The 22,759-nt window shown below is 40.4% G+C and carries 20 protein-coding genes and 1 pseudogene; 7 read left to right on the plus strand and 14 right to left on the minus strand.

Translation table 11 applies throughout. From position 1 onward, the window contains the following. Positions 1–2: 2 nt before the first annotated feature. Positions 3–407 carry a GFA family protein gene (locus CIK86_RS06895; RefSeq protein WP_086998643.1) on the minus strand — a complete coding sequence of 135 codons (405 nt, stop codon included), beginning with the start codon at positions 405–407 and terminating at the stop codon, positions 3–5. Positions 408–596: 189 nt separating this feature from the next. On the opposite strand from CIK86_RS06895, the gene CIK86_RS06900 reads away from it, so the two are divergent. Then, positions 597–2,444 (plus strand): ABC transporter ATP-binding protein, encoded by a 1,848-nt coding sequence (locus CIK86_RS06900; protein ID WP_086998646.1) that lies wholly within the window; start codon positions 597–599, stop codon positions 2,442–2,444. An 82-nt stretch (positions 2,445–2,526) separates the two neighbouring features. Here CIK86_RS06900 and CIK86_RS06905 read toward each other — a convergent pair whose 3' ends face one another. The 4 genes from CIK86_RS06905 to CIK86_RS06920 all read right to left on the minus strand — a co-directional run bounded on the left by CIK86_RS06905 (position 2,527) and on the right by CIK86_RS06920 (position 7,797). Further along, entirely contained in the window at positions 2,527–3,903 is a 1,377-nt protein-coding gene (locus tag CIK86_RS06905; protein ID WP_011328377.1) for an NAD(P)/FAD-dependent oxidoreductase, read from the minus strand. Positions 3,904–4,255: 352 nt separating this feature from the next. Then, positions 4,256–5,650, minus strand: a complete 1,395-nt coding sequence (nhaD, locus tag CIK86_RS06910; RefSeq protein WP_086998649.1) for a sodium:proton antiporter NhaD — start codon at positions 5,648–5,650, stop codon at positions 4,256–4,258. Between the two features lie 406 nt (positions 5,651–6,056). Next, positions 6,057–6,476, minus strand: coding sequence for an MAPEG family protein (locus tag CIK86_RS06915; RefSeq protein WP_011328379.1), 420 nt, complete (start codon positions 6,474–6,476; stop codon positions 6,057–6,059). Between the two features lie 238 nt (positions 6,477–6,714). Continuing rightward, positions 6,715–7,797 carry an endonuclease/exonuclease/phosphatase family protein gene (locus tag CIK86_RS06920; protein ID WP_086998694.1) on the minus strand — a complete coding sequence of 361 codons (1,083 nt, stop codon included), beginning with the start codon at positions 7,795–7,797 and terminating at the stop codon, positions 6,715–6,717. A gap of 519 nt (positions 7,798–8,316) precedes the next feature. Here CIK86_RS06920 and CIK86_RS06925 point away from each other — a divergent pair. Both CIK86_RS06925 and CIK86_RS06935 read left to right on the plus strand, forming a co-directional pair. Then, on the plus strand, positions 8,317–9,579 hold the full coding sequence (locus tag CIK86_RS06925; protein ID WP_086998653.1) for a valine--pyruvate transaminase: 1,263 nt from the start codon (positions 8,317–8,319) through the stop codon (positions 9,577–9,579). Positions 9,580–9,880: 301 nt separating this feature from the next. Continuing rightward, positions 9,881–11,080, plus strand: coding sequence for an Nramp family divalent metal transporter (locus CIK86_RS06935; RefSeq protein WP_086998656.1), 1,200 nt, complete (start codon positions 9,881–9,883; stop codon positions 11,078–11,080). A gap of 106 nt (positions 11,081–11,186) precedes the next feature. Here CIK86_RS06935 and CIK86_RS06940 read toward each other — a convergent pair whose 3' ends face one another. Continuing rightward, positions 11,187–11,627, minus strand: a complete 441-nt coding sequence (locus tag CIK86_RS06940) for a hypothetical protein (RefSeq protein ID WP_086998659.1) — start codon at positions 11,625–11,627, stop codon at positions 11,187–11,189. On the opposite strand from CIK86_RS06940, the gene CIK86_RS06945 reads away from it, so the two are divergent. Both CIK86_RS06945 and CIK86_RS19235 read left to right on the plus strand, forming a co-directional pair. Continuing rightward, a complete protein-coding gene (locus CIK86_RS06945; RefSeq protein ID WP_086998663.1) occupies positions 11,612–12,802 on the plus strand; it encodes a PQQ-dependent sugar dehydrogenase in 1,191 nt (396 codons plus the stop codon). The genes CIK86_RS06940 and CIK86_RS06945 overlap by 16 nt on opposite strands. Positions 12,803–12,867: 65 nt before the next feature. Continuing rightward, the gene (locus CIK86_RS19235; RefSeq protein WP_176359705.1) at positions 12,868–13,011 is read left to right on the plus strand and encodes a hypothetical protein; all 144 of its coding nucleotides are present in this window, start codon (positions 12,868–12,870) and stop codon (positions 13,009–13,011) included. 39 nt (positions 13,012–13,050) lie between these two features. On the opposite strand, the gene CIK86_RS06950 is transcribed toward CIK86_RS19235, so the two are convergent. Further along, entirely contained in the window at positions 13,051–13,485 is a 435-nt protein-coding gene (locus CIK86_RS06950) for a hypothetical protein (protein ID WP_086998667.1), read from the minus strand. Positions 13,486–13,590: 105 nt separating this feature from the next. On the opposite strand from CIK86_RS06950, the pseudogene CIK86_RS19370 reads away from it, so the two are divergent. Next, positions 13,591–13,730, plus strand: a pseudogene (locus CIK86_RS19370) (IS110 family transposase); the annotation flags it as partial. A 40-nt stretch (positions 13,731–13,770) separates the two neighbouring features. Here CIK86_RS19370 and CIK86_RS06960 read toward each other — a convergent pair. The 7 genes from CIK86_RS06960 to lrp form a co-directional block, all read right to left on the minus strand. After that, entirely contained in the window at positions 13,771–14,073 is a 303-nt protein-coding gene (locus CIK86_RS06960; RefSeq protein WP_086998670.1) for a hypothetical protein, read from the minus strand. A 513-nt stretch (positions 14,074–14,586) separates the two neighbouring features. Continuing rightward, a complete protein-coding gene (serS, locus tag CIK86_RS06965; protein ID WP_058373536.1) occupies positions 14,587–15,891 on the minus strand; it encodes a serine--tRNA ligase in 1,305 nt (434 codons plus the stop codon). 8 nt (positions 15,892–15,899) lie between these two features. Further along, positions 15,900–16,280, minus strand: coding sequence for a fluoride efflux transporter CrcB (gene crcB / locus CIK86_RS06970; RefSeq protein ID WP_041454454.1), 381 nt, complete (start codon positions 16,278–16,280; stop codon positions 15,900–15,902). Continuing rightward, a complete protein-coding gene (locus tag CIK86_RS06975; protein ID WP_086998673.1) occupies positions 16,273–17,616 on the minus strand; it encodes a replication-associated recombination protein A in 1,344 nt (447 codons plus the stop codon). Before CIK86_RS06975 ends, crcB begins: the two co-directional genes overlap by 8 nt. Continuing rightward, positions 17,609–18,235 carry an outer membrane lipoprotein chaperone LolA gene (gene lolA, locus CIK86_RS06980; protein ID WP_086998676.1) on the minus strand — a complete coding sequence of 209 codons (627 nt, stop codon included), beginning with the start codon at positions 18,233–18,235 and terminating at the stop codon, positions 17,609–17,611. The genes CIK86_RS06975 and lolA overlap by 8 nt, the downstream gene beginning before the upstream one ends. Beyond that, positions 18,235–20,721 carry a DNA translocase FtsK 4TM domain-containing protein gene (locus CIK86_RS06985; protein ID WP_086998679.1) on the minus strand — a complete coding sequence of 829 codons (2,487 nt, stop codon included), beginning with the start codon at positions 20,719–20,721 and terminating at the stop codon, positions 18,235–18,237. Before CIK86_RS06985 ends, lolA begins: the two co-directional genes overlap by 1 nt. A 197-nt stretch (positions 20,722–20,918) precedes the next feature. Continuing rightward, positions 20,919–21,398, minus strand: a complete 480-nt coding sequence (lrp, locus tag CIK86_RS06990; RefSeq protein ID WP_011328394.1) for a leucine-responsive transcriptional regulator Lrp — start codon at positions 21,396–21,398, stop codon at positions 20,919–20,921. A gap of 138 nt (positions 21,399–21,536) precedes the next feature. On the opposite strand from lrp, the gene ald reads away from it, so the two are divergent. After that, positions 21,537–22,658: an alanine dehydrogenase gene (gene ald / locus CIK86_RS06995; protein ID WP_011328395.1), complete on the plus strand. Its 1,122-nt coding sequence runs from the start codon at positions 21,537–21,539 to the stop codon at positions 22,656–22,658. Positions 22,659–22,759 lie beyond the last annotated feature (101 nt).

Genomic DNA, 22,759 nt, shown 5'->3' on the forward strand with positions numbered 1-22,759 from the left:
AATTAACGACCAGGCTCAAATGTATCGTAACAAGGTAGGCTCGTTTCTAGCAGTTCCCAATTAGCCCTAGAAGTCACAAAATTATGTGATAATGGCTTTTCTGTAATTGTTGAATCTATAAGGCCTAAGCGAATTCTGTACCGAGATTTATCATCCGCATTAGCACTATAAATAGGTGAACCACAACACTTACAGAAATAACGTGTGCGCCCTGCTTTAAAAGAATACTTACTTAGTAAATCATTGCCTGTTGAAATTGAAAATTCATGCACATTTATAAACCCGTTAGTTGCAAAAGCGGTTCCGCTATTTTTTCTGCAAAGTGAACAATGGCAATGGATAATACTCGTAATAGCACCCGTTATTTTTACTGTAACCTCACCACATAAACATGAACCTGTGTACATACAACTTCCTTATAATTAAATTATTATTTTTTAACCTAATGAATGACTAAAAACAATCTTAGTATTGTTTTAATGCTTACTAATATTAATTATACCTTAGAGTATGAGTAATTAAGCCTCTACTAAGCTGCATTTAAAAACACAAAAATGCTATGATAGCTGCAATTACTTGCCATTTAAGCTATTAAAATGTATCGACTATTTGAGCGCATTACTAAGCCGTTCCCACAAGATAAACCAACGCAGCCACCTAACACGCTGCTTGCGTTTTGTCTTCATTACACCAAAGGCATGGGGCTGTCGCTAGCACTACTCTCGTTAAGTGCCGCCTTGCTCGCTATTTTAGAAGTATCGCTATTTAGCTATATGGGGCAACTAGTTGATTGGCTGGCAATTTATACACCACAAACACTCTTTGTAGAGCAGCAGTCCGAGCTGACAAAAATGGCCCTTATGCTCCTTGTGGTGCTGCCTGTAGTGGTGTTTTTTCATTCTGCAATGTTGCACCAGGCATTACTGGGCAATTACCCCATGTCGATTCGCTGGTTAGCACATAGATATTTATTGCGCCAAAGTGTTAGTTTTTATCAAAATGAATTTGCCGGACGCATCGCCACCAAGGTATTACAAACCTCTCTGGCTGTGCGCGAAGCTGTAACAAAACTACTCGACGTATTAATGTACATAATCGTTTATTTTGGCTCTATGTTGTTTTTAGTAGCCGAGGCCGATTGGCGCTTAATGTTACCCTTACTTGTTTGGCTTGTTTTGTATATTTGCATTCAACTTTACTTTGTACCGCGTCTTAAAAAAGTGGCTACCTCACAAGCCGATGCCCGCTCAGAAATGACCGGCCGCATTGTCGACAGCTACACTAATATTGCTACCATTAAACTATTTTCGTACACCCAACGCGAAGAAGAATACGCAAAACAAAGTATGGATGTTTTTTTACAGCCGGTGTACAAGCAAATGCGTTTAGTTACCAGCCTCAACTTTGTTATTCAAACTTTAAATTACTTATTAGTGTTTTCGGTCACTGCGGTATCACTTTACTTGTGGTCGCTAAGTGCCATTAGCGCAGGAGCAATTGCCGTTGCGGTAAGTTTAGCCCTTAGATTAAACGGCATGGCGCAGTGGATCATGTGGGAAATAAGCAGCTTATTTGAAAATATTGGCACCGTGGCCGATGGCATGCAAACCCTCTCTAACCCAATTGTAGTAGCCGATAAACCCAATGCCAGCACTCTTAACGTTAGCCAAGGTGCAATTGAATTTAACAATGTGCACTTTAACTACGGCAAAGCAGCAAGTGAAACGCTGCGTGGCCCGGTTATTAACGGTTTAAACTTAAATATTAAAGCCGGTGAAAAAATTGGCTTAGTGGGTCGCTCTGGCGCGGGTAAATCAACGCTAGTTAATTTACTACTACGCTTTTACGACACCGACTCTGGCAGTATAAAAATTGACGGCCAAAACATTACCGATGTGAGCCAAGAAAGCTTACGCCGTTACATTGCCATGGTAACTCAAGACACTTCCCTGCTGCACCGCTCAGTAAAAGACAACATTTTATACGGCAGACCAGATGCCACTGAAGCCGAAATGATCGATGCCACCAAGCAAGCTAAAGCGCTAGAGTTTGTAACCGACTTAGTTGATAGCAAAGGTAATAAAGGCTTTGACGCGCAAGTAGGCGAACGTGGCGTTACCTTATCGGGTGGGCAGCGCCAACGTATTGCTATTGCGCGCGTACTGCTTAAAAACGCCCCTATTCTCATACTCGACGAAGCCACCAGCGCGCTTGATTCAGAAGTAGAAGCCGCTATTCAAGCAAGTCTTGATGATTTAATGACAGATAAAACAGTAATTGCTATTGCTCACAGGCTATCAACCATAGCGCAAATGGACAGGCTTATCGTACTTGATAACGGCGGTGTTGTTGAGCAAGGCACACATGATGAGTTAATAGCTAAGAATGGGATTTACGCTGCACTTTGGGCACATCAAACAGGTGGGTTTATTGGCGTTGAATAGTTTTTTTAAGTATTAACAACAAACTTAAAATATTAAACCATAACGAAAAATGCGTTATGGTTTAATATTGTTTTATTACGTGCTAGCTCGCTTTACTTTTTTCTATGGTGTGAGTAGCCGATAATTCTAAAAAGTATTCTAATGAATCATCAAGTACATCTAACCACGGCACAGGAAGCTCAGGTGCCAAGGTATTTGTTAAAGTAGAGCGATACGCTTTTTCCCTAAAACACATAATGTCTTGTTGTTTATCTTTTTGCCATTCTTTGAGAATATCTGCCTGTTTTTCAACTGCAAATTCAGGGTAATCTGTGGCATTAGTTAAATCACGAATATACGCTGCTTGATAATCAATAGAGCCTTCAACATTCGTTACTTCATCGTACTTAGCTAACCAATTTTTTTCATCTTCTTGTCGTGCTGCTAATGCTGGTATTTTTATTCTGTCTAAAATTTCGTCGCGTACATACCATGCTTGCGCATCAAACATATTAAAAGTGAAGTACTGATCTTGCATGCCTAAATAAACTAACTTAGGGTTTGGCTGCCAAAAAACACCCTTATACAAGTTTGCCGGATACAAACAGTTATGTGTTTGTAAACGTAGTTCGTCAGGTAAAAATGGAAAATGAAATAAATACCCAGTACACATAATCACAGCATCAAAGCGCTTACTAGTGCCATCTATAAAATGCGCAACGTCCCCTTCAAAGTGGGTTACAAGTGGCATTTCTGCAATGCCGTCTGGCCAATTATAGCCAAGTGCTTTAGTACGGTAGCTTATAGTTACCGATTTAGCGCCATACTTATAACACTGCGTACCTATATCTTCGGCAGAATAGCTACTGCCTATAAGTAAAACTTCTGAATCTTTAAATTCTAGCGCATCTCTAAAGTCATGAGCATGTAATACTCGACCAGAATACTCTTCTAGCCCTTCAAAATAAGGCATGTTTGGTGTAGAAAAATGACCTGTAGCAACAATAACATAATCAAACTCATTCACTTCCTGCTCGCCGGTTTTATGGTTCATAACCGTTACAGTAAACATTTGTGTTTCGTCGTCAAATGTAACCCAACGAACCGGGCACTCAAAGCGAATGTATTTACGAATATCTTGCTTGTTAATACGCCCCATTATGTAGTCTTTAAGCACTTCACGAGGGGGATACGAAGGAATAGGTCTACCAAAATGTTCTTCAAAAGAATAATCAGCAAATTCTAAGCATTCTTTTGGTCCGTTAGACCAAAGATAACGATACATACTGCCATGTACCGGCTCACCATTTCTGTCTAGCCCAGTGCGCCATGTATAGTTCCACATGCCACCAATATCATTTTGTTTTTCGTAACAAACAACTTCCGGTAAATTCTCAATACCGGCTAAACGAGCTGCTTCAAATGCACGTAATTGTGCCAAACCGCTTGGACCTGCGCCCAAAATAGCAATTTTTTTCATTATAAAAGTCGACTCCTAATAGCTAATACGAGCCTTACTATAACATTTTTTCATGCAAATTATTTGCCACAATAAAAATAAATCCTTTTTTATAACATTTACCTTTAAAAAAACATAAAATAAATCAATGTTTTATTAACCAGCCGTCTATTATCACCACAACTTATTTGGCTTAAAAAATTTAATCAGTAAGCACTCAGCTATTAGTTTATAACGGCTTAAATTTAAGTAATAAAAAAAGCGAAGATGCTGTTTATGCTCCTTCGCTTTTACTACCATTAAATACTTAAATTAAAGCTTTATAGTATTATTACTGTGATAAAAAATAGCTTATAGGCGTTTGCTGGTATCTTTAAAATAATGATGCGTTAAGCCATAAGTGCAGCATTATGCTGGCCCCGTAACCTAACGCAATCACAGGCGTCCACTTTAGGTGACCAAAAAAAGTATAGTAGCCGCGTGCTTGCCCCATTAATGCCACTCCCGCAGCCGAGCCAATCGAGAGTAAACTACCGCCTACCCCCGCAGTTAATGTGATCAGCAACCATTGCCCATGCGACATTTCAGGATCCATAGATAATACCGCAAACATAACCGGTATATTATCGATCACTGCAGAAATCACCCCAAGAAAAATATTTGCCGTTGTAGTAGACCAATTGCCGTATAGCATCTCAGACATAAAGTTTAAATAACCTAAAAACCCTAAGCCACCCACGCACATAACAATACCGTAAAAAAATAATAACGTGTCCCACTCTGCCCGTTGCACTCTACTAAATACGTCAAATGGTACAACACTGCCTAGTTTAGCTAATCGTTCTTGATCGCCCAACTGCTCTGCATCGGCTCTTTTACGTGCCAGTGATCCTGGTAAAGTCATTCTTAAAAAATAACCAAAAAACTGTAAATAGCCTAGCCCCATCATCATACCTAATACTGGTGGCAGGTTTAAAAAGCTATGGCAAGCAACGGCAGTGGCTATGGTAAGTAAAAACAACACTAATATTCGCACTGCGCCGCGTTTTAGCTCAACCGCTTCGTATTGTGCGGTTGGGTGCTTATCGGCAACATAAAAGCTCATAATGGCTGCGGGCACTAAGTAATTAACTAAAGCAGGTAAAAACAGCACTAAAAACTCGTTAAAATGCACCAATCCAGCTTGCCACACCATTAGCGTGGTTATGTCGCCAAAGGGGCTAAATGCGCCGCCCGCATTAGCCGCAATAACAATATTAATACAGCTGATGTTTATAAATGGCTTATCACCTTCGGCAACTTTCATTACCACTGCACACATTAATAACGCGGTGGTAAGGTTGTCGGCAATCGGAGAGATAAAAAATGCTAAAAAACCGGTTATCCAAAATAAATTTTTATAGTTAAAGCCTTTACGGATCATCCAAGCGCGCAATGCATCAAATACTCCTCTTTCTTCTAGCGCATTTATGTAGGTCATAGCGACTAGTAAAAAGAGCATAAGCTCAGCAAACTCAAGTAAATTATGCCTAAATGCAGTTTCGGTAAGTTCAGTAATATCATGGCTAACGTAATAGGCACCTATTAATATCCAAATTAATCCTGCTGCAACCAATACTGGTTTTGACTTTCTTAAATGTAGCTTTTCCTCGAGCATAACCACGGTATAAGCAATTAAAAATATACCAATACACAACCAACCAATACTCGATGATGTTAAATCTAACTGCCCTTGCGCAGCCCAAACTGGCGAGCAAAAAAACAACATAGCAATACATACTATGTTGAACCCCCGTAACAAACTCTTCATTTTACATTTCCTGTTTTAATTACATAAATCAGCTAGCTTTAATTACAATAAAGCAATTTATCTGCTTTATTGATACGCATTTTGGTGAGTATTTATTGGTTATTATTTTTTCACCACAATAAAATAGCACAGCATTACCAAGTGGCTATTGTACTGAGGTCTATATATGCATAGCTGGTTGCTATATTGTAAATAGAGTGTGTGAATGGTGGTTGTGCAAACTTTAATATTTACAGGTTAATTATTTAAAATTCAATTAGTTATATTTTTTATTTAGTGCTGCGAAAGTAGTTTACAAAAAAAGCGAAGTTGCTATGTAAGCAACTTCGCTCTTGGTTAATTGTTGTTTGTTATTTAATTTGTATTAGGCAATTAACCTTAAGCCTACCATTACTAGCATCACAACATTGGCAAGTACGCCAATTAAAAAGAAGTAGCTACGTGGGCTAGGATTTTTATTAGTAGCAATTGCGTAGTACAGCACCATATGAATTAATCGCGCAATAACGTATATCCATACACATAGTGCAAATATTGGGCTTTGATAATTTATTACAAAAGCAAACAACACTGTTCCTATAAATAACGCACTATTTTCAAGGGTATTGTGAAAAGTACGGTGTGCTCTAAATATAAAACTATCGTGAGATAAATCGTCACTTATTTTACCCGGCACTGCATTAGGCTGTTTTGCTTTGCTAAAAGTTGCTACCGCCCACTGTACAAGCAACATAATTAAATACAGGTAAAACGCCAAATACGCCGAAAGTGCAATATTAGTCATAGTTAATTTCCTTGTTTTTATTAAAGATTATCAATTTTTAGATGTTTAACATTAATAACAGGCAAGTTTTAGGCCGAGTTTAATTATTTGATAGTTATACAAATAATTAAAGCTATCGTTTAAACTCAGTAATTTATTCCGACGTTTTTACATAAAAGCACTTTACTTAAATTAAAAACCGTAAAAGTAATATTGTTAAACAAATATTCTTAGCAATATCAATCATTAAAATTATAGCCTACGACCTCAAAGTTAAACTAACTATAACCACCCCATGGTCGGTACTTAAATCGTCTCGCTCAAATACTGGGTTAATTAAATGCCGATCGTAAGTGTTATAGTCACTTACTTCAAAAAAGCTATCATGGTAGCTGGCATCAAATTCACTAGACAATAAAATGTAGTCAAGCACTGAACTGCTCGCGCCATAATAATGGGTTGGCGTGCGTGGAGTTGCTGGCTTAGCCACATTATTTGTATCACCTTGCTCAATTACAACACTCGCTATATCACCATCAACACGCAAGTCGTCTGTTGGTGCTTGTGGCTCAGCACTTGCCAATTGCGACTTTGTAAATAAGTCCCATGCATCATTTAAACAATATTTAGCAAGGTAGGTTTTAGCGTCAAAAGCAGGGGCAAAACGCAGTGTATTAGTAAGCATGTGGCTTAACACACCATCAGCTATGCTGTTATTAAAGTCGCCCATTAAAATCATAGGCTGCTGCGTAGCTTCGCGGCGCGCAATCATTTGTATCATTAATAATGTGGCTTCGCTGCCGCGCTGAATAGTTGATCCCCAGCCACCCGCTACATTCGCTTTTAAAATCTCAATTATGTTCTTTTCGGGCGAAAGTGCTTTATTGTGCTCATCAACCTCAATCATTGGGCGTTTAGATTTAAAATGCACCACATAACAATCGGTATTACCTATGTGCGGCAAAGTTACTGTGGCTCTTAATACCTTGCGGCTAAATGTAAAATCAGCACTAAGCCCAAGGGTAGCTACAAGTTCATTATCGTGCTGCACCGCAGCCACTTCAACAATAGGATATTTTGCGGCAATTGCCACTACGGGGCGTTTATAAATAAAGTCGTCAATCACCTCGGGCGTATCTACCACTGCAAAGTGCTCATAACCTTGCCCACGTACTAATTCTTGTAACGACTCAATACTAAACACTTCCTGAAAACCAATCACATCAGGTGCGTGCTCTGTTAAATAATCAATAACCCACTGCTGCTTTTTAGCCCACTGTTGCGCGGTATAAATTTTCTCAAACTCATAGTATGCATTGGGTGGCTCAAGGTAATTAAACAAGTTAAATGTGGCTATTTTTAGTTGAGTGTTTTTTATCAAAAGAGGTTCCACTGCTGTACATTTTAAAATAACAAACATCGCTGAGTTATTAGCCCTAATGCTTGCTTAAATGAATATGTAATAGCAGTATACCCTATTGCTTATCGTTTTTAAGGCTTTAGGGGGGTGTTCAAAACCTGTGCTATTTCAGTAAACTTGTAAAAATAAGATCATACATGACAAATCAATTCAATTTCATACATCAAACAATAGCATTACAAATTTAGCTGCTTACGTATTCGTACGCTTTATTTTTACCCTTGAGTATCGCTACGCGCTATTAAAACCAAAAACCCCTCATCTTTTACAAATATCTCCAAAAAGCACAGTGCCTATTTTATTACTGCTTTATTATGCTTATATGCAATGAGGTTGCAGTAACAACCTTTAAAACTACGCATTGAATAATTCTCAACTTACTATTTTAGCCCTTTATTTAGGCTATACTGCCCTTTCCATTACCTACAAACGCTATGTATTATGAACTACTCAAACTTTAGCACTAAATTTACACAACCCAACGGCATTACTCAGTTAATGGAAGACTTAGGCAGTGCTAAAAGCAGTAACAATCCTAATATTGTTATGCTTGGTGGCGGTAACCCTGCATTAGTACCACAAGTAAATGAGGTTTTTTTAAGTGAGTTACAAAAGCTCGTTGCCAGTAATAAAGTATCGCAAGTATTTGGCCTTTACGACGGCCCAACCGGTAACGACGAGTTTAGAGCTGCATTAGCAAGCCAACTAAGTAAAGAATATGCATGGGATATAAGCGCCAATAACGTAGCACTTGGTAATGGCAGCCAAGCTAACTTTTTTGTGCTGTTTAATATGTTTGCAGGCGAAATGCCTGATGGCAGCCATAAAAAGATTTTATTTCCCCTCGCGCCAGAATACGTAGGTTATGCCGACCAAGGTTTATCGGACGATATGTTTGTTGCCATAAAGCCCGATATCGAAATTTTAAATACCGGTAGCACATCTAAACAATTTAAATACGTTATTGATTTTAAAGCGGTTGAAAAAATATTAGCAAACGACAGCAGTATCAGCGCGCTGTGCGTATCGCGCCCTACCAATCCAACCGGTAATGTAATAACCGACGAAGAAGTAAAACACCTTGATTTACTCGCTAAGCAATACAACATTCCACTCATTATAGATAACGCATATGGCGATCCATTCCCGGGCTGTATTTACACCGACGCAAGCCTAACCTGGAACTCAAACATAATTTTATGTATGTCGCTTTCAAAGCTTGGCTTACCGGGTTTACGCAGCGGTATTGTGGTTGCAAACAATGAAATTATTAAAGCAATTGGCCGCGTAAATGGCAGCATGGTTTTATCGCCAAATAGTATAGGCCCAAGCTTAGTTACCCGTTTAATTAACGACGACGAACTACTGCCGCTGTGTCGTAATGTTGTGTTGCCTTTTTATCGTAATAAAGCACAAGTAGCGATTGAACTGTTTGATGAAATATTTGCCGATATGAGTGTTTACTTGCATAAAGTTGAAGGCGCATTTTTTATGTGGCTGTGGTTTAAAGATGCAAAAATAACAAGCGAAACACTATACCAAAAGCTTAAAGAGCAAGATGTGTATGTAATTCCTGGACACAACTTTTTTATTGGCATTGACGATAGCTGGGCGCACAAGCACGAGTGTATTCGCATTAACTATGCAACCGATGAAGCAACACTACGCAAAGGTTTACAAACCATAAAGTATTTAATGGCGTAAATTAATGCTTATGCTATCTACGCTTTGGCTATAACTTAACATCCACTATAACGGCACGCTATTGAGCAAGTGTTGCCTTTATCCCTTATTTACCTCTGTAATACTGTACTCTTTTTGTGCAAACGCGCGCTATACTCTTTAAATTTATATATAAACTGTTATTCTACGCGACCTTTTTTACACGCTATTTACTAGCGGGTAGCATAAAAGGTAGTTCAGGCTGCAAACGCTTACTAAGTGGCAGTAATAAAACGCGCGCCCATACAGGTGCACACTTTAAACACCAACATACAGGTAAATTATGCGATTAGGACCAGGACTACTAGTCACCGCAGCCTTTATAGGACCAGGCACCATAACGACTGCTAGCGTAGCAGGTGCAAACTTTGGCTTTGCACTTATCTGGACATTACTTTTTTCAGTAATAGCCACTATATTATTACAATCTATGGCTGCTCGCCTTGGCGTAGCAACAGGCAAAGATCTTGCTCAAGCACTGCGCGCGCATATTCATACCCCAGTGCTTAAAGTGCTCGCTAGCTTTTTGGTAATAAGCGCCATTGGAGTGGGCAGCGCCGCCTATGAAGCGGGTAACCTTAGTGGCGCTAGCATGGGTTTAATAAAGATATTTCCGACAATAAATGCGCAAATATGGACGCCGCTCATTGCTTTTATTAGCGCATTGTTACTGTACAGCGGAAAACATAAAGTGGTAGAAAACGCGCTCATTTTATTAGTGATTTTAATGAGCTTAGTGTTTATTTCTACTTTAGTTATGGCTGCTCCGCCTATAAGCCAAGTACTAGCGGGTTTTATTCCTACTATGCCTGAGGGCTCTGTTACCACTGTACTTGCACTGATTGGCACCACCATAGTACCTTATAATTTATTTTTGCATTCAGGAGTGCTCGCAGCAAAATACAACAATAATAGCGATAAACGTAAAATAATTAAGCAAACAAATATCGATACCAGCTTATCAATCACTTTAGGTGGAGTGATCACTTTGGCTATTTTATCTACCGCCTCGGTGGCTTTTTATGGTACCGACGCAGGTAAAGTTAGCGCAGCCAATATGGCTGTACAGCTTGAACCATTATTAGGTGGCGCTGCCCATTACTTTTTTGCTATTGGTTTATTTGCTGCAGGTTTAACTAGTGCAATTACTGCTCCTTTAGCGGGAGCCTATGCAGTTTGCGGAATGCTTGGTTGGTCTAACAAAATGCAAAGTAGCCGTTTCAAATCGGTAGCACTGGTTATCTTGCTGTTTGGCGCAGCTGTTGCCTCTTTGGGGTTAGATCCGGTTGCCGTGATCATTTTTGCCCAAGCTGCTAATGGCTTATTACTGCCTATTATTACTGTTTACTTACTCTGGTTGGTAAATCAAAAAGCGGTGATGGGCAATTACACCAATTCTGTGTTATTAAACCTTATCACTGTGCCTATATTACTGCTTATTTTTGGCTTAAGTAGCTACAAGCTGATTAGTTTGATTTTTTAATTAAACTAAAAACATCTAATTAAAAGCCACTGTTCACTACAAACAGTGGCTTTTTTACTTATTCATTATAATAAAAAACCTTACCTGTATCCTGCAGTAATTAAAATCAGATAATATTTGTTTTTGTTAAGCGTGAAAACACATAGCCACCGGCCGCACCTGCAAGCAATTGAGTGTAAAACCCCCAACCTCTTGCGCCCGCTATAATATGAATATTCATAATCGACTCAATGGCAATTAACATCATAGCAAATGCCACAATGCCAGCAATAACAAATAGCTGAGTACGGTATTTTTTAACCTTTTTATTAAGCTGCACCGTAACTAAAAAAGCGATTGCCAATGCAATGGCAATAATAGCACCATAGGTAGGTAATAAGCCCAGCCAATCATCCAGTGTTAAACTAACACGGTCGCTAAAGCTCACTACAACACCTACATTAACTAATTGATTGACAACGTATTGGCTATGAAACAAGCTAGCAAGTGTGAATGTAAATAACCAAGAAACTAAAAATGAGGGCAATATACGTGTTAAAAATGACATGGTTATCTCAACTTAAAATAAAGTTTTTTTCTTATATAAGCCATGCTAGCAAAGGCTTACCCCGTAAACAATGTATCTCTTTTTTTACTCTGCTTTCGCTTTTTGCGTTTTCTGTTAATGCAGGCGCTGCGTTACCAAAAAAGCAATACAGTACAAAAACCCTTGCTACACAATTACAGTCTCCGTGGAGCATGGTTGAACTAGCAAACGGTACATGGTTAATTACAGAGCGCGATGGCCACGTAGTTATAATTAAAAATAATGCGCAATCAAGAGTAAAACTAAACCTAGAGGGCTTATACCTTGCAGGCCAAGGTGGCTTGCTCGATATAGTGTTATCGCCAGATTATAGCAATTCCAAAGAAGTAATTTTTACCTACGCCCAAGGCGATGCCAACGCAAACAGGCTTGTTGTTGCCAAAGCCACCTTTAATGGTACTCGTTTTTCAAAGCCGCAAATTATTCATAAAGTAGCTACCAATAAAAACACACCACAGCATTACGCTGGGCGCGCCCTTGTCCTACCCGACAATACGTTATTAGTTTCAACGGGCGATGGCTTTGACTTTAGAGAGCAAGCACAGGTTATTACCAGCCAGCTTGGTAAAATATTACGTATAAACTTAAACGGCAGTATTCCAACAGATAACCCATTTATTAACCATACAAATCCAAATGCCCATGCTGTTTACTCACTTGGCCACCGTAACCCTCAAGGCCTTGTATATGATTACGATACACAGCAAATTATTAGCCACGAACACGGCCCCGCAGGCGGCGACGAGCTAAACTACTTAACCGCAAGCACCAATTATGGCTGGCCAGTAATTACTTACGGTAGGGATTATTCGCAAGCGCGTATTTCACCTTTTACGCAATACCCAGGCATGCAAAAACCAAGTGTTAATTGGACGCCATCAATAGCCCCATCTGGCATAGCGTATTACGGCTCTAAGCACGCCGCTTTCCCTTCACTACAAAAACATGTGTTAATTACGACTTTGGCTGATAAAAAGCTCTACGCTGTAAATTTAGCTAATGGTGAATTTACCCAGTCTCATATATTCCCAGAGGCCACAGGCCGATTAAGAGATGTGTTTGTAACCACTGAAGGTAATGTAGCAATATTAACCGATGGGGAAGATGCAAAGCTAATGTTAGTTAAATCAAATTAGTTCACAAGAGGGTTAGAGAGACTTCGCTTTTAGAGGGTGATAGCGCCTTTTAGTAAGCCGCTTTAATGGGTTTAATAACTCTGTTGGGTGGCGCCTTCGGCTTAACCAACCTACCTTTTGACGTAAGTCGGATAAGTGGCGAAGCCACGCCATCCGACAAAAGTGATGAGTTTACTAGAAACAACCCGACTTACCGCGTTATGCAGTAACCGAAAAATGTATTAAAGGTAATTACAGGAGCTTTACACCTAGTTTTTACCCGATTCTAATTTCTGTTTTAATAATTCAATAAGTTGAATATTAAGCCCGGTAATTTCACCTTCTAGCACCTTCACTTTTGCCTGCGACTCTTCATCATCTTTACTGCGTAACAATGCAGTTTCCTGCAGTAGTTTTTCAAGCTTTTCTTGTATTTCAGCAATTAGTTCATCAAGGAGGTCACCTTCAGATTGTGATGCTTGATCTACATCTTCATTACCTAATAACTTGCGAAACGCCGCTTGATTTTTATCTTCCAGACTTTTTTCCGCCCCCTCTTCAGATATGTCTACTTGGACGCCTTGAGCCACTCCCTTTTGCACTGTCTCTTTTTCAGAAGCGTCATCAGCCACCACCTTTAATATTTGTTTTTTCGGGTGAGCTTCTAAAGGTTTAGACGTTATATTAACTGACATTTTATCCATTGTAATACCCCTTATTTAATCAATTATTGCTGGCTAGAGTTCAACTATAATGTTTTGCCAGCTGTTATTTGTTCTTGTATATAAAATTTGTGCCTGTCTTATTTTACTTTTAGAACACTGACATTTAAATAGATAAGGATTGTATTTAGGTGTTGGAAAACGAATACACCCTACGATGAATCGACGTATTTATCAGCATTAAAACGCAGGGCTCACCACTTTTAAAATTTGCAATTAATAGCTAAATTTTACTAGTCGTCCACCTCAGGCCGTGTTGTTATACGTTTATTGCGCGGTTCTTTGTTCTGTTAAACTTAAGCGTTTATGTGAGCTATAAACATGCTGAGTTGAATTATCTGAAATCAAATACGCATCCATTTCTACAGAGAATAAAGCTGACATTGGAATAATTTCTAGGATACCACTTTCTCCTAGGCTTGCTGATAAAAGAGCTTTTTTACCAATTGCTAGGAAAGTTGAGTCGTGATCTCGAAAATCGCCATCTACGTAGAGCTTCACACCTCGAAGCCATGAATTAACTATTTTAATAGTGTGATTTTTAACTTTGAATTGAAATACTTTACTCATTTTTAAAACTCCATTTTTGAAAAACGTATAACGAGCCTGTAGATTAACTCGTTTTTTATTTGTTTTTATTGATTAATAAACCATAGCTGAGTTCCTATTTTGGTTCAATCGATTACTGTATTTTATGCAGAATATAAAGTGGGAGGTTGATGTTGTTTTAATTGGCATTTTAGAAGGTATTACTGGTGTTTAAGTGGCTTTATTGAGGTTAAAAGGCCTTACCCACCTTAATGCATCGTGTTTTGCAGCTTTTCTATATTATGAACAAGGCTATACAGTTGCCATTGCTCATTCACCTGACTCCATAACAGATAAAAAGTCGTAACATATAAAAAGGAAACTAAAAAGGACAGGCGCATAACTTTGTCAAAGAGCTATAAAGTGCTAAAGCACGCCCTACATATTAGCTGAACCTTTTTACTTTTAACCTATAATAAAAAAGCCGCTGTTTGTAATTAACAGCGGCTTTCTTTTTAAGCTCATAAGCCTAAAACCTGACTTAAAGTTTACGTTTTATTGTTTACCAATCACTTCAAGGCCACCCATGTACGGGCGTAATACTTCTGGTACTACTACTGAACCATCGGCTTGTTGGTAGTTTTCTAGTATGGCTACGAGTGTACGGCCAACGGCTAAACCTGAGCCATTTAGTGTATGTAGTAACTCTGGCTTTTTAGCCCCTTCGCGGCGAAAACGTGCTTGCATACGACGCGCCTGAAAATCTACCATATTTGAACATGATGAAATTTCGCGGTAGGTGTTTTGCGCTGGTAACCATACTTCTAAGTCGTAGGTTTTAGCTGAGCCAAAGCCCATATCACCCATACATAAAATTACTTTACGGTACGGTAGTTCAAGTTCTTGTAGTATTTGCTCCGCATGACCTGTTAACTCTTCAAGTGTTGCCATTGAGTCTTCTGGTTTTACCAGCTGTACCAGTTCTACTTTATCAAACTGGTGCTGGCGAATTAAGCCGCGAGTATCGCGACCATAGCTGCCGGCTTCACTTCTAAAACATGGCGTGTGCGCAGTTAAACGAATTGGCAAATCGCTTTCGTCGTAAATTTCATCGCGTGCACTGTTAGTAAGTGGTACTTCTGCTGTAGGGATTAAGCTAAAGCCTGATTGTTGTTCGCCATCGTCGTTTACAAGGCCTAGCGTGTGGAATAAATCGCCCGCAAACTTAGGTAATTGGCTAGTACCGTATAGACTTGCGCTATTTACTAGGTACGGTACGTACATTTCTGTGTAACCGTTTTTGTCTGTGTGGGTGTCTAGCATGTATTGCGTTAATGCACGATGCATACGCGCTACTTGGCCGCGCATTACAGTAAAGCGTGCGCCACTAATTTTAACGCCCATTTCAAAGTCTAAGCCGTTTAAGTCTTGGCCTACATCAACGTGATCTTTCACGTCAAAATCAAACTTTTTAGGAGTGCCCCACGTTAGTATTTCAACGTTGTCGTCTTCGTCTTTACCTGCAGGTACTGATTCGTCTGGCAAGTTTGGAATTGCTAAGGCAATGTCGTTAATTGCGGCTAATACTACATCTTGCTGCGCTTTTGCTGCGTCTAGCTCGCTACCTAAGTTAGCAACTGCATCAAGTAGCGGTTGAGCGTCTTCGCCTTTGGCTTTAGCTTGGCCAATTGCTTTTGCGCTTGCATTACGCTGACTTTGAAGTTCTTGCGTTTTTACTTGTAATGTTTTGCGTTTTTCTTCAAGTGCCGTGACCGTCGCTACATCGAGTTCGTAACCGCGAGCCGCTAAGCGTGCTGCAGTTTGTTCGATATCTTGACGTAAAAATTTAGAATCTAACATGTTAGTTTTTAACCTTTTTGCATTACTAGCTGAAGGCCCAGCCAAGCCATAAAAATACACACCATCACGTTTAAGATGATATTGAGGGCCATTTTAATAAAGTGACCTTGTTGTAACAACAACAGCGAATCCATTGAAAATGTTGAAAAGGTGGTTAACGCACCTAAAAAGCCAACCCCGATCAGGGCTTTAGCAGGGCTTTCGGCGATTATATCTTTATCTAGTAAACCGTACAAAATGCCCATCAACAATGAACCCAGAATATTAACCGCCAACGTGCCAAAAGGGAATCCCCTACCGAGGAGTTTTAGCATGCTTTCGCTAATAAAAAACCGTAAACACGCTCCTGAGGCTCCGCCAAGGGCGATCATCATATAAAGTTTAATCATTTTCGTATCGTTTAAGTGGGCTTTGCGCGTCGCGCTCTTTTAGGTAATCGAGCTTTTGCTTAATTTTTTGCTCAAGGCCACGATCGCTCGGTAAGTAATACTCCCTACCTTGCATTTCTGGTGGTAAATACTTCTCTCCGGCAGCAAAAGCGCCTTCTTCGTTGTGCGCATAACGATACTCAGCGCCATACCCTAAGTCTTTCATTAAGTTGGTTGGCGCATTGCGTAAATGCTCTGGCACGGGGTAACTTGGCTCGTTTTGGGCATCGGCCTTGGCTTGATTAAACGCCATATACACCGCATTACTTTTAGGTGCGCTGGCTAAATAAAGTGTGGCTTGGGCAATTGCGCGTTCGCCCTCGCTTGGGCCAACTCGCTGAAAAATATCCCATGCGTTTAGCGCCACTTCCATAGCGCGCGGATCGGCGTTGCCTATGTCTTCTGTGGCAATGGCAAGTAAGCGCCTAGCTACATATAAAGGGTCACCCCCACCGGCTAAAATACGACAATACCAATACAGCGCGCCATCGGGAGAGCTGCCACGTACTGATTTATGAAAGGCTGAGATTAAATCGTAAAATTCATCGCCGCCTTTGTCGTATTTAGCTAAATGTGTGGGCAGCACTTGGCTAAGTACGTGCTCGTCTACCTTGTATTGGCCGTTTTGCTCTGTGGTTAAATCAACCGCTTGCTCAAGTAAGTTAAGTACTTTGCGCGCATCGCCACCACTTGCTTGGCACAGTGCTTTTTTAGCGTTGTCGGCAATTACTATGTGCTTTTGGCTTAATTGTTCGTCTTGTTTGAGTGCGCGATCTATTACTGTGTATAGATCGGTATCGGCAAGCGATTTTAAAACATACACACGCGCCCGCGACAAAATAGCGTTGTTAAGTGCAAATGATGGGTTTTCGGTGGTTGCACCTACAAATATAAACGTACCGTCTTCTATATGCGGTAAAAATGCATCTTGCTGAGATTTATTAAAACGGTGTACTTCGTCAACAAACATTAAGGTGCGTTGGCCACGGCTTTGTAGGTTTTCGCGCGCCTGCGTAACGCTGTCGCGAATGTCTTTAACGCCTGCAGTAACTGCCGACATTTGAATAAGCGCAGCATCGGCATGATTAGCTATTATTTGCGCGAGCGTTGTTTTACCTACGCCCGGCGGGCCCCACAATATTAAACTATGGCAGCGCCCTGCAACAATTGCCTGATGCAGTGGTTTATCGGCGCTGAGTAAGTGCTGCTGGCCAATGTATTCATCAAGCGTGGTTGGGCGCATACGCGCTGCGAGTGGGCGCACATCGGGCCCAAAGTTAAATCCTAAGTTACTCACCGTTACTCTGATCGTCTATTTCAACACCTTCAGGAGGCGTAAATTCAAAGGTGCTTTTATCAAGCGGCGTATTAACTTGTGCATCATTAAAAGTAAACGACGATAACTGCCCTGAATTATCGGTTACCACTAATTTAGCCAAACCTTGCTCGTTACCAGCAAAGGTTATATCTAGCTGCTCTACTTGGCTTTCTACGCCTTTGTTTGGCGTTACGCTAAAGCCGCTATTTGTAGCCAGTACGCTGTATTTTTCCCACTGCGCTGGGTCTTTTGAGGTAAGTAACACAAACGGCGTTGAATCTATAAGGCTGCTAGTTTGCATAATAGTTACTTGCTCAGCAAAGCTGTCGAAGTAATATGTTTTATCCCCATTTGATACAAATAATGTATCGTCTGGATTGGTTTGCTGCCAGCGGATCATCATAGGTTGTTGCAGGGCAATAGTGCCCTCGCCTTGCATTACTGCTTGGCCTTGTTTGTCTGTTACTTTTTGCGAGAACTGCGCTTTAAAGCTTTTTAGCGATGCGAGTTGATCTTGTAATGCTTGGCTGTCGTCTGCAAAGCTTGGCGTAGCAACTAAGCTGCCAAGTACTAATAACAAGGTGTTAAGTTTTTTCATTAATTTGCTCCATTAGGTACTAATACATCGCGAGCGCCATTGTGGCCAGCTGAACTCACGATACCCGATGTTTCCATTTGTTCTACTAAGCGTGCTGCGCGGTTATAGCCAACACGTAATTTACGTTGCACAGACGACACCGATACTTTACCGGTTTCAATTACAAACGACACGGCTTCGTCGTATAGCGGATCGTTTTCTTCATCTGCGTTTTCGCTGGCTTCACCCGGTAATAAAATATCCTCGTTCGCGTCGCCATTAAGTATTTCGTCTATGTAATTTGGTTTAGCACGGGCTTTCCAGTCGTTTACTACTGCGTGTACTTCGTGGTCGTCTACAAACGCGCCATGCACACGCTCAGGAACACTTGTACCTGGCGGTAAATACAACATATCACCCATACCTAGTAAATTTTCGGCACCTTGTTGGTCAAGTATAGTGCGCGAATCTATTTTACTCGATACCTGAAACGCCATACGCGTTGGTATATTTGCTTTAATTAAACCGGTAATTACGTCTACCGATGGGCGCTGTGTTGCCAGTATTAAATGAATACCTGCGGCACGTGCTTTTTGCGCAATACGGGCAATTAGCTCTTCTACCTTTTTACCTACAATCATCATCATGTCGGCAAATTCGTCAATTACTACCACTATACTAGGTAGTTTTCCAAGCTCATCTGGGCCATCTTTCATGCCATCGGTGTCTTTAAATAATGGGTCCATTATTGGATAGCCCGCTTCTTTGGCTTCAAGCACTTTTTGGTTGTAACCTTTTAAGTTACGTACACCCAAAGCCGACATTAGCTTATAACGACGCTCCATTTCGCCTACACACCAACGCAGTGCATTAGCGGCTTCTTTCATGTCGGTAACTACTTCACACAATAAATGCGGAATACCTTCGTATACCGAAAGTTCAAGCATTTTAGGGTCAATCATGATCATACGTACATCATCAGGCCCCGATTTGTACAGTAAGCTTACTATCATCACATTAACGCCCACTGATTTACCCGAGCCTGTAGTACCGGCTACCAGTAAATGCGGCATTTTGCCAAGGTCGGCACATACCGGCTCCCCGGCAATATCTTTACCTAAGACCATGGTGAGTGGCGATGGGTTTTGCTCAAATTTAGGGGCGTTTATTACTTCTGATAAACGCACTATTTCGCGATACTTGTTAGGCAGCTCTATACCTACATAGGTTTTACCCGGAATAACCTCAACCACGCGCACACTAATTGCCGAAAGCGAACGGGCTAAATCTTTTGCTAAACCGGTAATTTTAGACACCTTTATACCGGGTGCCAAATCTAGCTCAAAGCGCGTTACAACTGGCCCTGGGTATACTGCTACAACCTTTGCTTGTACGTTAAAGTCGAGCAGTTTTGTCTCTACTAGCCGCGATACTGTATCGAGCTCTTCTTGCGAAATAGGGTTTTTAGCTTTGTCGGGTCTGTCGAGTAAATCAAGCGATGGTAATGGCCCTAGTGGCGGCTCTTGATTAAGTAATTGTTCAAATTTTTCTTTGGCTGTTGGCGGCGGCTGATACGCAGCTTTTGGCTTGTTCATTGGCCTTGCTGGCGATACTACTGTAGTTACAGGCTTTTCTGGCTCTACTACTGGGCTCTGATCAAGTGCATTAAGTGCAGCTTCTGTATCCATTGGATCGTCATCTATGGCGCTAAAGCCAATTTCTTGATCGAGAATATCATCTAGCTCGTCAAACGGCATAAATTCGTCGCTAATTTGCGGCTCATTAAATGGCGTTTGCGGTTTGTTAATTGATTTTTGTTTATTTACTTTTTTGCTATTTGTTTCATCGGCTTGCTCGTTGGTGTCTGGTTCAAATTGTGCGTCTATTTGCTGATTATCATTACCTGCTAAACGCTCTCGGTTTAACCAGCCTTTTACATAATTGCTAATGTAACGATAAAAACGTACGATTAAATCACCTAAATAATCAACAAAATCTACCCACGAAACGCCCGTTAATAATGTTAAACCGGCAAAAAAGAAGCACAATAATAGTATTGAAGTACCGGTAAAGTTAAATGCTGGCATCATTGCCGATTCAATCACATCGCCCACTACCCCGCCTGATGAAAAGTTATAAATATCATCAAAATTAATGCTGCTAATAGCGGTAGCTGAGGTAATAAATAAAGCAAAACCAATAACACGCAATGCTAAGGTGGTGTAGTCGAGTTGTAAAATTCGGTGCGGTTGTTTAAATAATAAATAACCAAATATCTGAATTGCGGCCGGTACTAAATAAGCCAACCAGCCAAAAGTGAGTAATAATATGTCAGCAATCCATGCACCCGCAGCGCCAGTAATGTTTTTTACTTCGCTAAAGCTAGTTTGCGACCATGCAGCATCCGCCGGATCAAAGCTGATTAAGGCACATAAAATAAATATTGCTGTAAAAGTGCTGATTATCAGCCCTGTTTCTAATAGCCTTTGCACACCGTTTAGGCGCATAATTCCCTATTCCTCTTTATTATTTTTACACTCACTTAGCAGTGGAATACCTTAGCAGGAAATGTATTTTGTTGCACTTTATCTTAACCTTGATGGCCTGATTATGAACAAGTTTTTATAATTTAAACTTATATTATGCGAAACTAATTATAAATTACTATATTAGCCTATAAATAACACACATATTGTAAATCAGCTTAAGCAACATAGGGGCGAATAATTACGCCTTCCTCGCCTTTTACTTCTTCCATTACTACATAAGTACGACTTTCGCTAACATTGGGTAACTTTAAGAGTATATCGCCCAGTACTCCTCGATATTCTGACATGTCGTTTACCCGCGTTTTAAGTAAAAAGTCAAAATTACCCGATACTAAATGGCACTCTATTATTTCGTTATGCTTTTTAACTGCAGCACTAAATTCGTCAAATACATCTGCCGATGTTTTAGTAATTGTTACCTCAACGTATACCGATAAACCTTGGCCAAGCTTAGCCGGATCGACCACAGCCTTGTAACCAAGTATATAACCTTCTCGCTCCAACTTTTTTACACGCTCTAAACAAGGTGTCGCACTTAAGCCAACTCGTCGGGCCAGTTCCACATTAGATAACCGCCCATCCTGTTGTAATTCCACTAATATTTTGCGATCTATTCTATCTAATAGTGTATGCATACTCACCTAGTTTATTATTCTGTTTAAAAGCCAAAAACAGATATTATCACTATAATATGTTAAAAAAAAGGTAAGACACACTAGCAACTCATGAATATAATAGTGAAAAAACTTATCCCGTTCTAACAAGGCAAAATTATGATTATAGGTGTACCTAAAGAAATTAAAAACCATGAATACCGCGTAGGTATGGTTCCTGCTAGTGTTCGTGAGCTCGTTAATCACGGCCACCAAGTATTAGTGGAAACAGATGCGGGTATGGGCATTGGCTTTACTAACGACGATTACGTACAAGCCGGTGCTGAAATTTTAGCAACACCTGCTGATGTATTCGCAAAAGCCGAGATGATAATTAAAGTAAAAGAGCCACAAGCGATTGAGCGTGCCATGCTGCGCGAAGATCAAATTCTTTTCACTTACTTACACCTTGCCCCTGACTTACCACAAACTGAAGACCTAGTTAAAAGCAAAGCAATTTGTATTGCATACGAAACAGTCACAGACTCTCGCGGTGGCCTTCCTCTTTTAGCACCTATGAGTGAAGTAGCAGGTCGTATGTCTATTCAAGCAGGCGCACAAGCGCTTGAAAAAATAAATAAAGGCAGTGGTATGTTACTTGGTGGCGTACCGGGCGTTGAGCCAGCTAAAGTAGTTATTATTGGCGGCGGTATGGTTGGCCGTAGCGCTGCACTTATGGCGGTTGGTTTAGGTGCAAACGTAGTAATACTTGATCGTAACATTGATGTATTACGCGCACTAGACGCACAGTTTGGCAATAAAGTACGCGCTATTTACTCAACTGCCGACGCACTAGAAAAACACGTACTAGAGGCAGATTTAGTAATTGGTGGTGTACTTATTCCAGGTGCAGCTGCACCTAAACTAGTAACTGCTGCGCACATTAAAGCCATGAAACCAGGCTCTGCAATTGTTGACGTTGCCATTGACCAAGGTGGCTGTATTGCCACCTCTAAAGCAACTACCCATGCAGATCCTACGTTCATTGTTGATGACGTTGTTCACTATTGTGTTGCTAATATGCCGGGCGCTGTGCCACGTACTTCTACGTTTGCACTTAACAATGCAACCTTGCCGTTTATTATTAACCTTGCAAACAAAGGTTATAAAAAGGCATTGCTTGACGACGCTCACTTCTTAAAAGGCTTAAACGTAATAAAAGGCCAAGTAACTTACAAAGAAGTAGCACAAGCGTTTAACATGGAATATGTTGATCCTCGTACTGCGCTAGAAAACGTTTAATTTAGCGTAAAGCACTCAAGCATTAATTTACTTGAGTGCTTTAAACTTTAGAGTAAACATTAGTGCAAACAAAAAAGCAGCTATTAGCTGCTTTTTTGTTG

The organism is Pseudoalteromonas sp. JB197, assembly GCF_002332205.1.
Lineage (GTDB): Bacteria > Pseudomonadota > Gammaproteobacteria > Enterobacterales > Alteromonadaceae > Pseudoalteromonas > Pseudoalteromonas nigrifaciens.

Excerpts from the sequence above, each read along its gene's own strand:
- CIK86_RS06895 (WP_086998643.1), bottom strand. The coding sequence starts at position 407 with ATGTACACAGGTTCATGTTTATGTGGTGAGGTTACAGTAAAAATAACG.
- CIK86_RS06900 (WP_086998646.1), top strand. The coding sequence starts at position 597 with ATGTATCGACTATTTGAGCGCATTACTAAGCCGTTCCCACAAGATAAA.
- CIK86_RS06905 (WP_011328377.1), bottom strand. The coding sequence starts at position 3,903 with ATGAAAAAAATTGCTATTTTGGGCGCAGGTCCAAGCGGTTTGGCACAA.
- nhaD (WP_086998649.1), bottom strand. The coding sequence starts at position 5,650 with ATGTTGTTTTTTTGCTCGCCAGTTTGGGCTGCGCAAGGGCAGTTAGAT.
- CIK86_RS06915 (WP_011328379.1), bottom strand. The coding sequence starts at position 6,476 with ATGACTAATATTGCACTTTCGGCGTATTTGGCGTTTTACCTGTATTTA.
- CIK86_RS06925 (WP_086998653.1), top strand. The coding sequence starts at position 8,317 with ATGAACTACTCAAACTTTAGCACTAAATTTACACAACCCAACGGCATT.
- CIK86_RS06935 (WP_086998656.1), top strand. The coding sequence starts at position 9,881 with ATGCGATTAGGACCAGGACTACTAGTCACCGCAGCCTTTATAGGACCA.
- CIK86_RS06940 (WP_086998659.1), bottom strand. The coding sequence starts at position 11,627 with ATGTCATTTTTAACACGTATATTGCCCTCATTTTTAGTTTCTTGGTTA.
- CIK86_RS19235 (WP_176359705.1), top strand. The coding sequence starts at position 12,868 with ATGGGTTTAATAACTCTGTTGGGTGGCGCCTTCGGCTTAACCAACCTA.
- CIK86_RS06950 (WP_086998667.1), bottom strand. The coding sequence starts at position 13,485 with ATGGATAAAATGTCAGTTAATATAACGTCTAAACCTTTAGAAGCTCAC.
- CIK86_RS06960 (WP_086998670.1), bottom strand. The coding sequence starts at position 14,073 with ATGAGTAAAGTATTTCAATTCAAAGTTAAAAATCACACTATTAAAATA.
- serS (WP_058373536.1), bottom strand. The coding sequence starts at position 15,891 with ATGTTAGATTCTAAATTTTTACGTCAAGATATCGAACAAACTGCAGCA.
- crcB (WP_041454454.1), bottom strand. The coding sequence starts at position 16,280 with ATGATTAAACTTTATATGATGATCGCCCTTGGCGGAGCCTCAGGAGCG.
- lolA (WP_086998676.1), bottom strand. The coding sequence starts at position 18,235 with ATGAAAAAACTTAACACCTTGTTATTAGTACTTGGCAGCTTAGTTGCT.
- CIK86_RS06985 (WP_086998679.1), bottom strand. The coding sequence starts at position 20,721 with ATGCGCCTAAACGGTGTGCAAAGGCTATTAGAAACAGGGCTGATAATC.
- lrp (WP_011328394.1), bottom strand. The coding sequence starts at position 21,398 with ATGCATACACTATTAGATAGAATAGATCGCAAAATATTAGTGGAATTA.
- ald (WP_011328395.1), top strand. The coding sequence starts at position 21,537 with ATGATTATAGGTGTACCTAAAGAAATTAAAAACCATGAATACCGCGTA.